Here is an 11866-nt window from a genome sequence, read left to right as displayed (position 1 = left end):
AGTAGCGTTCATCCGGTCCGTCGTGATGCTCCTTTTCGCCATCCAACTTGATTCGCAGTCTGTGCGGTTCTGCTCCGGTTTCCGGAGGAGGACTGGATCGCAGGTTGCGCAGGCTGGCATCTGACCCCTTCACCATGACGCCCCCCAGCATGAAGAAATCCCTTAGTCGCGACTTCGTTTTCCGGTATGCAGGATTCTATGTCCGGTGTCTAGGAATGGCTGCGTTGATGCTCCTACAGTGTCTCACCACCGCGCCCGGATATGGAGCGACCTACACCTGGCAAACGGCGGGCACGACGAATGGCTGGAGCACGGCGGCTGGAGATACCAACTGGTTCGTTGATAGCGGCACGACACTGGCCACCTGGCTTGATGGGAATGCGGCGGTGTTCAATGCCACCACCGACACGACAGTCACTGTGACGGGAGTTGTCTCTCCTACCTCCATCACTTTCGGATCCGGCTGGGCCAACAACTTTGCCATCACGGGCGGGACCATCAGTTTTGGATCGTTGCTTGGCGTCATTGACTCCTCGGCCGTGACCAGAACCGGTGCTCGCACCATCACGATAAGCAGCAGTCTGACAGGCACCGGCGGACTCACCCTCAATGCCCATGGGGATCTTACCGGGAGCGGTGGAGGCAACGGGGCCTACCTGGCATTGGGTGGGAACAACACGGGGCTTACCGGAGGGATTGCCATTACCGGCGGGCTGGTGGATGCGGTGACCAGTGCCGCTTTTGGAAACAACACGATCACGCTGAGCAATTTCGGCGGCATTCTGGATGCGAATCACAGCGTTACTCTGGCCAACAACATCATTGTCCAATTCACAGGGGGAACCCTGCGCACCTGGGGCAGCGCGACCATGGCGCTGAATGGGGCTATTTCCGGCACGGGCGCGCTCAATCATACAGACAGCGGAAAGGTGGTGCTGGCAGGAGATTTGTCGGGCTACTCCGGTGCCTACAGCAACCTGGCGGGCACGACGGTGATCGATACCAATAGCTCGCTGACGGGCTCGGTGTCGATCACGGGTGCCCTGTGGGTGGGAAACAACAGCACCCGGGGCTCTCTGAGGAATGCCACTTCCATTGCCATTGCAGCCAGCTCCAGCTTGCAGATCCGCCGCAGTGACACGGTCAATGCCTCGGACATCCTTCCAACGAACATCACCTTTGCCGCCACCTCTTCCGTGGTTGAGTACAACCCGACCAGTGCGACGGCGGTGATGAATCTCGACATGGCGTTGGGATCCAGCACCACCCTAGGCACTTTCCGTGTCTCGGGCGGTACCGTGAATCTTGTGGCGGGCGGCTCTGTCACAGTGAACTCCGTCTCCATCGGGCTCCAGTCCAGCACGAACCGCGGCACCCTGAACATCGGTGTCGGATCAAGCCTGACTACGGCCTTCTTCAACATTGGAGCGGATGGTAGCAATTCCGGAACGGTGAATCAGACCGGAGGCCTCGTTACCCTGGTGGCAGGAGGCAACGGATTTCGCCTCGGTCACTGGACGAATGGCACCAATCCCGCGAACGTGTACAACCTCACCGGAGGAGTGCTGGACGGCACCGCTTTGTCAGCAAATTCTGGTTCGGCGCGATACATCAACATCGGTTGGGATGGCAACGCCACCATGGTGGTGGGGGGCGGCGGCGGGGCGGCCACGCTCAAGGCATTTGGCATTTCCATCGATGCTTCGAGCCAGACGGCGGGGGCAGACACACTGACAGTGAAGGCCAACGGGACGGTCGAAATTGGGACGGGTGGCACGGTGACCACCTCCGCGACAGACGCGATCATCCTGGATGGCGGTACCTTGAAGGCCACGGCAGCGTCAACCTGGGCGGCAACGATCGATGCAGGGGCTGGGCCGGGATCGGTTTTGGACACGAACGGTGTGGTCGTCTCATTGACGGGCAACATGACAGGCTCCGGGATCATCACGGTGGCAGACTCTTCAGGATCCTCTGGCGTGCTCAACTTTGCCCCGACGTCAGGAACACAAACCATCTCTGCCAGCCTGGCGGGTACGGCCGCCATGACGAAAACTGGAGCGGGCACCACGGTGTGGTCCGGGGCTGGCACTTACTCCGGGACCATCACCGCATCAGCGGGCGCATTGGTCGTATCAGGAAACTACGCGAGTGCCAATGTGAGCCTGGCAGCGACAGCCTCACTGGGCGGGGAGGGGACGGTGGGTTCGCTGAACAGCAGCGGAACACTGCTGATTGATCCCACGACCATTGCGACCAGCTTGGCCATCACGGGAAATGCCGTCTTCAATAGCGGAGCACTGGTCGATTTCAGTCTGTCTCCTACAGCCACTGGGCAGGCGATCAGAGTGTTCAGTTACGGAGGTTCCCTGACAGGACTGGCCAATCTGGCTCTGGTTGGGGCTGCGAACTATCGGAACGCTGTTTTCAGCAATTCCGGCGGCGTGGTGTCGCTGACGTTGGGCAACAAGTCCCTCGTGTGGAACGGTGCCTCCGGTGGCCAGTGGCAGGTGGGAGTGAGCCGGTGGGCGACAGGCGAGGCAGATGCCTTCTACTGGGCGGACAATGTGAGATTCGACGACACAGGAACGAATCCCAGCATCACGCTGACGGGTGAACTGCGCCCTGCTTCCATTGTGGTGGATTCTGATGTGAATCAATACACCTTCACAGGGAGCACGGGCAATTTCATCGGAGGGCTCTCGTCCTTGTACAAGAGCGGCAGCTCAACGCTGACTTTGAATGGACCGAATACTTTCAGCGGCGGTACCATCATCAGTGAAGGCACCGTCGCGATCCGGACAGCCAGTTCACTGGGCACAGGCACGATCACGCTGGGCGATGCCCTGACCGGAGCGTCCAATGTGGCTCTCTATCAGGAAACATCGGCCTTCACCCTGGCCAATTCTGTCATCGTCTCTGCCAACGGAACGGGCACGGTGACGATTGGATCGAATGTGTTCACGGGTGCCGCAAAGTACAACAGCATCATTCTGAACCGGGACGTCATCTTCGACAGCAATGCGTCGGATCGCACGGACTACAACAATATCTCAGGCACCGGCAACATCCGGATCACCGGCACCAAACGGACCATCTTCACGACCACGAATACTTTCGTAGGGGATGTCACAGTGGCCACCAGTTCCAGTGCGCCGCTGCAGCTTGGCGTTGTCTCCACCAACAACTATATTCCCGATGCCAGCAACGTCACGGTGCTCGCGGGGGCCATCATGAACTTGTCCCTGGGAACCAACGGGGTGGAGTCCATCAACGGATTGTTCGGGGCGGGCACGATTGGCACCAACTCGGGCACGGGCAATGTCCTGCTGGTGGGCGCGGCGAATGGCAATGGCGACTACTCGGGGCTCTTGCAGCACACCATTGGCTTCACCAAGGCTGGCACCGGGACGCAAAAGCTGACCCATGTGGCCAACACCTACACGGGCGTGACGAGTGTGACAGGCGGTGTATTGGAAGTCTCCGCTCTGGCGAATGGCGGCAGCAACAGCTCCATCGGTGCCTCAAGCAATGCGGCGACTAGCGTGGTGCTCAATGGCGGGGTGCTGAGGTATGTGGGTGGGGACGTTTCCACGGACCGGAGATTCACCATCGGAACTGCAGGAGGTGGGGTGGAATCCTCTGGAAGCGGAGCGCTCACGCTCGCGGCGGTGGATGCCCTGACGCTCTCTGGCACCAATGCGGCTCGCACCTTCACTCTGGGAGGCACGAACACGGCAGCGAATACCTTTGCTGGCATCATCGGCGACAATGGCACTGGGGCAACGGCCTTCACCAAGTCGGGTGTTGGCTCCTGGGTCCTCAATGGGCTGAGCACCTATACAGGCGTGACCACCGTCAGTGCCGGAACGCTGAATGTTTCTGTGATCGCAAACGGGGGCGTGGCCTCCAACATCGGGCAGTCGGCCAAGGCGGCGTCCAATCTGGTGCTCAATGGCGGGACGCTCCGGTTCACCGGGGCGAGCACCACGACCGACCGGGCTTTCCAGACCGGAACATCCGGCGGAACTATCGACGTCGCGTTGGCGAGCACGGTCCTTCAGTTTGGATCCGCCTCCACTCCGTTCTCCTTCGGCGGCACGTTGACGAAGACGGGAGAAGGGACGCTGCGCTTTGTCAGCTACAGCGGATCGTCGGCCGCGGCAGCCACAGACTTGATCATCAATCAGGGGGCGGTGGAGTTTGGCACGGGCTACTTCAACAGCAGCCCGTTCGGGAAGTACGGGTTGTTCATCACCGTCAATACTGGAGGCATCCTCCGCACCACCACCTCCCATGCTTTGGGCGGCGACAACATCGAGGCTGGGACCTCACTGGGGCAGATCCGGTTGTTGGGGGGAACCTTCCAAGTCAACGGCACTCAATACCTCAGCAGTGGTCTGGTGTCGGGAGAAGGCCGCCTGGTGCTCCAGGGAGGAGTGGTAGAGGGCTCGGCGGATCTGCGTTCCGTTCCCAATGGCGCAACCATCACGACCCTCGCCAGCAGCACGACCTCTGAAATTCGCAACGTGGGCGGCATCAACTTGCAGTACGGCGCTCTCGTCACCGATGTCGCGGATGGTGAGGCTGCGGTGGACTTGTGGATCTCCTCTGTGATCAGCCACGTCAACAATGGTGTCACCAAGAACGGCGCGGGTGTCCTGGAGCTGACAGGCGCCAACACTTACGGCGGTGGTACCACGGTCAATGCGGGAACGCTGCTCGTTAACAACACCGCTGCCGACCAGTCGGGCGTAGGCACTGGAGCCTTTGTGGTTGCTGCTGGAGCAACCGCAGGGGGCAGGGGGGCGATCCTGGCCAACAACGCCAACATCACCATCAATGGCACGCTGAGCATTGGAAACAACGGCGACGACCTGTTCACCTCGGATCTCAATCTCCATCTCGGTACCGGCACGGGGGCGGTGATCTTCAACGGTGTGCTGGTGTTCGATATCTTCGGGCAGGAAGATGATACCCTGGGCAGCGAGCACGGGCAACTCTATGGCGACGTTCTCAAGTTCAGCGCCACTGGATCGGTGCAGCTCGGCGGTACGCTCAAGGTGAATGATGCCACAAGTGATGCCCTGAACTGGAATGAGGGGGATTCCTGGCAGCTCATTGACTGGACGAATGTGGTGGCAGGCACCATCACCGGGAGCTTTAGCAACTACGAGCTTCCCACGCTCGCGGAGGGGCTGAAGTGGGACACCAGTCTGCTGGCGGAAACGGGCGTCATTTCCGTGACGGTGGTCCCTGAGCCCGGCCGGATGCTGCTGCTTTTACTGGCTGGTGGACTGCTCCTGGTCCGCAGAAAGCGAAAAGTAAATACACTGCCGGTAGGATTCACAACTCGCGCGTGATCAACGTGTAACAGGTGGTCTAATGCATCATTTGGGAATGATCTTTCGCGCTTCGGGAATCCAGACGGCTCGCCAGAAGGCGGCAATTCGTTGTTCAATCCTGCGTGACGCTGGCTTCACCCAATCGGGAAAGCTGGTGGCCCAACCTAGTGCCAGAGCATCCCGTGTGATCGGGTAGCTCAATCAGTGCCCTCCGGGGATTCCGGATGATCTCATGAGAAACAACCCACAGACGAAGATTCACAGTTTCAGTGTCCGGTATATCGGATGCTTCTTCCGCTGTGTGGGGGTATTGTTATTTCATGTATCCGAGAGGGGTGCGGACTTTGTTTGGCCCGGGAAAATGGCGCTTTTTACACCGAGCAAGGTGCCGAGTGAGTTATCCGGTGATGCGCCAAACGCGAATGCGAATGCGCAATTTGCGAATCTGTCCCGTGCCCTGTTTGGCATGGGCGGCATGCTCTTAGCTTTCATCCAACCCAATCCCACCTGGAAAGCTTGCTGAAGTCTTTTCAGCATTTTTTCGAGACTAACGAAACGCCTCCTGAAGCACAATGAAAAACTTCGAGTTTGTTTTCCTGCCGACAAAAAAGGTTTATGAAGCCGGAAGGAAGTTCTTCAAGCCGGGAGTCGCTCGCCGCCGTCAGTCGGGAGTCGCATTGATCATGGTGTTAAGCGTGGTGGCTCTGCTGGTTTTGCTGGTCACTGGCTTCCTCTCCATGGTGCACACAGAGACCCGTGCGAGTGGTTCCTATGCCAAGGGTGAAGAGGCCCGCTTGCTGGCAGACTTGCCTCTCAACATTGTCATCGCTCAGGTTCGCAAGGCGACAGAAAACAACGGCAGCACCAAGACCTGGGCCTCACAACCAGGGATGATCCGGGTGTTCGGTCAGGATGTGGATCCGACCACCCTGCGGACCAAGCTGGATCGGGCTTACAAGCTGTATTCTGCAGCGGAGCTGGAGGTGCAGCCCACTGCAGGAGGCATGGCCCCTGACATCAATGCCACGGATGAACTGCCCACCCAATGGCATGAAAAAAAGGCGCTTTTCACCGACCTGAACGCCCCGGTGTATACCTCCCGTGATTCGAACGGAAAGGGGATCAAGCCTGTGTATCCGATCGTGGACCCGGAGGGGTTCAAGGATCATACGGTGGCCGTGGGCGGGCAGAGCCGCATTGCGGGAGCCGAGCTGCTGAGCGCAGGCTCAGGGCTTGAGAAGCTGCCCCTGGCGCCGGCGACAGGAAACAACCCGAGCAATCCACTGCCCATGCCGGTTCGCTGGATCTACATCCTGCAGGACGGCACCATGAGTGCGGGCACTGCGAGCGGAGCAGACGGCTTGAAAGTGTCCGTCCCAGGCGCTTCTGCCAGCAACCCTGTGATGGGACGCATCGCCTTCTGGACGGATGACGAATCCGGCAAGGTGAACATCAACACCGCAGGGGAAGGTGCATTCTGGGACCTGCCGCTGGGCAACACCAACATTGAGCGAGGCAACGCGGCCGCTCTGAACTCCGTAGCCACCGCGCCCTACGGGTACGCCACGAGCCTGCTTGTCAGGGATGAGTTCTCCCGTTATCCGGGGCACCCCGCCCGGACCAGCATGAGTTCCGTGCTCGGCACCTGGCTGCCCATGAACAAGTCCCCGCATCTGGCGGCGGAGGCTGCTGAGTATGCCACGCAGCTGGAGGCCTACTACAAGCTGGCTCCCCGCATCGCCATGGGGGGCACGCGCGGGGGCACCGCCATCACCACCAGTGGCACCTCTGCTGGGGTGAACCCTCGTGATGCCGACCGACTCTATGCCTCCACTGATGAGCTGATTTTTAATCCAGCCCGGTCCAATGCGGGCTCGAGCGTGATCAATTCAGAGGTGCTTTCTCAAACCCGCTTCTTCCTCACTGCACACAGCCGGGCACCGGAGGTGAATCTCTTCAACAAACCCCGCGTCTCCATTTGGCCGATCAACTTCAACACCGCTCATCGTAATGCGGTGGACAATATGATCGCCTTTGCTTCCACGGCGAACAAGCGCCCGTTCTATTTTCAAAGGGCAAGTTCGAATCCCACTCCTCCGGCTGCTCAGCAGCTTACCAGTGCCCACTACCTGTCGAAAGACTACACAGATGCCACCATGACACGGAATCGGTCGATCGTCAGCTACTTGCAAAAGATGGCAGAGACCAATATACCTGGGTTCGGCGGTAGCTTTGCCCAAAAGTATGCAGACGACTCCGACCAGATTCTGACTGAGGCTTTCGACTACGTCCGTTCGGCTCCAAACATGATGTCGAAGGCTTTGTCTCCGACGTACAACTATTCAGGATCGGGTGGGACTGACGGCTTGCTTGGCGAAAGCTACGTGGTGCCCCTACGGCTCGATCTTAACGGTAAGCCATGCAAAGGCTTCGGGAGGTTTCCCACACTGACCGAGGCGGCGCTGGTCTTTACTGGCACGGAGAAGGATGCGGAGAAGCGCGTGACGAAGGTGGAGTGCTTTCTTCTACTCAACTTTCTGAGACTCATGCCAGGAGAACCACAGTTGTCTCCTCGCTTCCGTGTCAAGATTACGGGCATGGACGGCTTCCGGCTTGGTCCAGTGCTGGCCTCCACCTCCAATCCGCCAACGCTGCCCATGGGCTTCTTGAGCAGCGCCACCACTCGCCTCCACACCAACTCCACATCCGGTGGATGGGGATCTTGTCAGGCTTATCAGAATCTACTGGTGTTGCTCATGAAGGACCTGAACAATTTCAAAAGTCCCATAAAACCCGCAGGCGATGAAAGGACTGACTATCCATTCTTCTCTGATCAGGTGTCTGTGCCAGTGGGAGATGACCCTACCAAGATGACCTTCACCGGCAGCAATATCACAATTGAACTGCGCACCGTGACGGATAGCCCGCAGAACGGTGGCGAGCTCATTCAGAAGCTGACGATGGACTTCTCCGGCTCGCACGTGTTCCCCCGCCCGAGGATGGACGATGAGAATCTTGACGGTACGAACACCAGCACCAACAAGGATACTGCGTCACTGGAAGGCAAAGAGCGACGCACCTTCGCCCAACGTCTCAAGCGGCTGAGCGTCAACAGTGACTACAACTATCCCGCCGCGCCTGCGGGGAAGTTTGGCAGCCCAATGTACACCAGCATGGGTTACTGGAAGGATCATCGCTTCACCCTGATCAACAAGGAGGATGTCGTGCGGGCCGTGCAACTCAATCCCGCGGGGCCGAGCAAGGGTGACTTCCGTCTGCTTGCGGCTACTCCCGAGGTGCCCGCAAGCTGGTTTTCCAAGAACACGAAGTGGAGCAGTTCGAACTACGCGGATCGCGACGGATGCTCGCTTCGTGAAGACCGGTGGAACTTGCTTGGCCAAGTGGGCTACAATCCCACGCCGAACACGACGGATGCTGACATCGCCCTGACCGGGATTGCATCGAACGCGAACCGACCTACAAACATCTCGCGGGCTGGTTATCTGGTTTCAGGTATCAAGTACGGCCCCAGTGCTGTTCCCATCGTGCCCAAGGGGCAGACGGCGGCTTTGAATGCAGACAATCGTCCCGGCGACTGGGAGACAGGGGTGGGCATCTTTTCGGACGGTCCCTTCTTGCGATACCCCATCCTTGCTAGTTTCAAGTACAATGGCGGGGGGTTTTACTCCTACGGCTACGACCCCAGTGATGCCACAGACACGAACTATACCCCGAACCGCCAGATCGCCTCACCTGTCATATTGGGCGCCCTGCCCACCGGCGTGAAGGCGGCCCGTCCCTGGCAGACTCTCTTGTTCTGCGCCAATCCGGCCTCGCGGCAGACCAGTTCAACCGCGAACCCGACAGTGCAGGATCACTTTGGGTTTGGTTCCCCCAAGGACCATCTGTATCTGGACTGGTTCTGGATGCCGGTGGCAGAACCCGGAGCCATCAGCGAGCCCTTCTCCACGGGCGGCAAGATCAACATGAACACGGAGATCTACCCCTTCCGCTACATCAAGCGCCGCACCGGTCTGCATGCGGTGTTGAAGAACACCCGCATCACCGCCCTGCCTCCGGACCTGGCTGCTGACAAGACCCTGGGGAACTCAGACAACTACAAAGGCCTCAACAAATCCCCCTATGACTTCCGCTATGACATCAACCTGGACGCCACCACCGGCACCCTGCGCGGTTTTGAGCTGCGCTTCCAGGCTGGCGATGTCTTCCGTTCCGCCTCGGAAGTTTGTGACATATTCCTCGTACCTTCGGCGTTGAAAGGGGCGGTCTACCACCCGAATGCTCCTGCGGCGCCCACCTATGCCAGTTCGGTGCTGTGGTGGCGCAAGATGACGCTGACCGGAGACAATGCTCGTGAAAGCCCCTACAACGACATCTACCCACGCCTCACCACCAAGTCCAATGTCTTCCAGGTGCACTACAAGGTGCAACTCCTGCGCAAGGCCCGCAGCACAGACGCGGCCGTGTGGGATGAAGAGAATGACCAGGTGGCCGCTGAGCAGCGGGGATCCTCGATCTTTGAGCGCTACATTGATCCCGGCGACCGCAACATGCCGGATATGGCCAGCGCCTCCGAGTTTGCCAATCCCAACTACAGCCTGGACCGCTACTACCGCCTTCGCGTGATCCAGAGCCGCAAATTTGCCCCTTGAGAAGACTGAATCCACCCCTACTGAACCTCAATATCCCGCCCTATGAAACTCATCACCCGCCGCCCCTCCCGAAGCCGGGGCTTCAGCCTGGTTGAAGTTGTTCTTGCCGTCGGCATCGCCGCCACGACCGTGGTGCTGCTGATCTCCCTGCTGCCCACCGGCATGGACCAGATGCGTGCTTCATCGAACCAGATGGCCACGGCCCGCATTCTGCGCTGGATCTCCCAGGATCTGCAGATGCGTGACTTCGACGAGTGGGCCAACAATGCGGCCGCCATCACCTACAAGTTCGATGCGGGTGGGGATCCCGTGCAGGGCGGAAAGGTGGATGTGGTGAACAGCATCTACACCGTGCAGGTCTCCCCTGACACCTCCGGCAGCGTATCCGGAGTGGACCTCCCGGGAAACGCCCGCAATGGATTCCTCCGGCAGGCGACGGTGGCCATCAGCGACAGCCCCCGCAATGATCCCTTCAGTGATCCCAGCCGGGTGTGGAAGCGCGCGGTGACCGTGGTGCGGATGGAGAAGACGGAAGTCGCCGGTCCGGCCGCCGCATCCCTCTGACCGCCCTCCCCTTCCTCCTCCGGCACGCACCGAACAACCTCGACCGACTGAACGATGACTCGCCCCACTCTGCCCCCTGCCCGCGGCTTCACCCTGGTGGAACTGCTGGTGTCCATGACCGTGGTTGCCCTCCTCATGGGGGTGCTGTTGCAGACGGTGTTCCAGACCCAGGTCATCTGGACCGGGGCGAGGAATCGCGTGGAGGAGTTTCGTGAAGCCCGGGTGGCGTTCGAGGCAATAACGAGGCGGCTCTCCCAGGCCTCCCTCAATTCCGTGTGGGACTATGACAACCCCACCGCGCCCACGCGGTACCAGCGGTACTCGGATCTGCATTTTGTGACCGGTCCCTCCCACAAGACCTCCGGAGGCCAGGGTGTGCTGCAGACGGTGGGCAACACCTGCGGCCACGCGGTCTTCTTCCAGGCTCCGATGGGATTTGCGGGGCAGGAGGTGGGCGGCACCAGCGCTTCCGCCGCCTACGACAACATGGAGGAGTTGCTAAATGGTTGGGGGTTCTACGTCCAGTACCGCAGCGACCTGGCTGACCGGCCTGAATTCCTGCGGAAGGATAGCGGGCCTGGGGGGCGGAATCCCGAGCGGAACAACTTCTCGCTCATGGAGTTTCGCCAGCCCTCAGAGTCGCTGCCGGTTTTCCTTCAGGGCACGGACCTGAAGCCTTTGCTGGCGACCCAAACGGCTTCCGCCGGTCTCTACAGCTGGTTCCGTGACGGTACGGTAGGAGGTGTGAACCCAACGGTGACTTGTGACATCAATACCGGCTCCCGGGTGCTGGCCCGCAACATCCTGGCCCTGATCATCAGCCCCAGGGTGCCCACCCAGGGGGTGGGCAGCGCCTGTGACTATGACGTGGCTCCTAGTTATTTTTATGATTCCCGGGAGTTCCAACTGGGCACCCCCACCAACAGCGGGACGGATCGCAACGGCACCCAGCTCATTCAAGCCTCCCGGCACCAGCTGCCCCCGGTGCTGGAGGTGACACTCGTCGCCCTGGATGACGCCAGCTGGGAGAACTATCTGGCAGGCGGGGGTGATCACTCCAAGTATCTGGACTACGTCCGCACCCACTTCCAGTCGGTGGGCACCGTCACCAATCGCAACTCCTCAAGCTATGAGGGCACGCTGAGGACAGATCTGGCCAATCTCGAATCCATGCTGGCAGACGACAAGGTCAGCTACCGGATCTTTTCGTCCTCTGTTGAAATGAGGGCTGCCAAATGGACCACCGACGCGGACCTGCCTGCCACGGCCTCCTCCACCCCTTGA

The 11866-nt window shown here is 59.8% G+C and carries 4 protein-coding genes; all 4 read left to right on the top strand.

Annotated elements, in window-relative coordinates:
* Positions 1–149 precede the first annotated feature (149 nt).
* The 4 genes from BV106_RS34395 (at position 150) to vccC (ending at position 11866) form a co-directional block, all read left to right on the top strand.
* On the top strand, positions 150–5363 hold the full coding sequence (locus tag BV106_RS34395; RefSeq protein WP_265596378.1) for an autotransporter-associated beta strand repeat-containing protein: 5214 nt from the start codon (positions 150–152) through the stop codon (positions 5361–5363).
* A gap of 554 nt (positions 5364–5917) precedes the next feature.
* Complete coding sequence (gene vccA, locus BV106_RS34390; RefSeq protein WP_038172709.1) at positions 5918–10018, top strand: Verru_Chthon cassette protein A; 4101 nt, start codon at positions 5918–5920, stop codon at positions 10016–10018.
* Between the two features lie 42 nt (positions 10019–10060).
* On the top strand, positions 10061–10582 hold the full coding sequence (gene vccB / locus BV106_RS34385) for a Verru_Chthon cassette protein B (RefSeq protein WP_038172707.1): 522 nt from the start codon (positions 10061–10063) through the stop codon (positions 10580–10582).
* A 54-nt stretch (positions 10583–10636) separates the two neighbouring features.
* The gene (gene vccC / locus BV106_RS34380) at positions 10637–11866 is read left to right on the top strand and encodes a Verru_Chthon cassette protein C (RefSeq protein ID WP_051946937.1); all 1230 of its coding nucleotides are present in this window, start codon (positions 10637–10639) and stop codon (positions 11864–11866) included.

It is taken from the genome of Verrucomicrobium sp. BvORR106, from assembly GCF_000739655.1.
In the GTDB taxonomy this organism is placed as follows: Bacteria; Verrucomicrobiota; Verrucomicrobiia; order Verrucomicrobiales; family Verrucomicrobiaceae; genus Verrucomicrobium.
The sequence above is the reverse complement of the archived record's forward strand: the minus strand, read 5'-3'. Positions and strand labels throughout refer to the sequence as shown.

What these genes read in the sequence shown, in the direction of transcription:
- vccC (WP_051946937.1), top strand. Translation starts at nt 10,637, where the DNA reads ATGACTCGCCCCACTCTGCCCCCTGCCCGCGGCTTCACCCTGGTGGAA.
- vccB (WP_038172707.1), top strand. Translation starts at nt 10,061, where the DNA reads ATGAAACTCATCACCCGCCGCCCCTCCCGAAGCCGGGGCTTCAGCCTG.
- vccA (WP_038172709.1), top strand. Translation starts at nt 5,918, where the DNA reads ATGAAAAACTTCGAGTTTGTTTTCCTGCCGACAAAAAAGGTTTATGAA.
- BV106_RS34395 (WP_265596378.1), top strand. Translation starts at nt 150, where the DNA reads ATGAAGAAATCCCTTAGTCGCGACTTCGTTTTCCGGTATGCAGGATTC.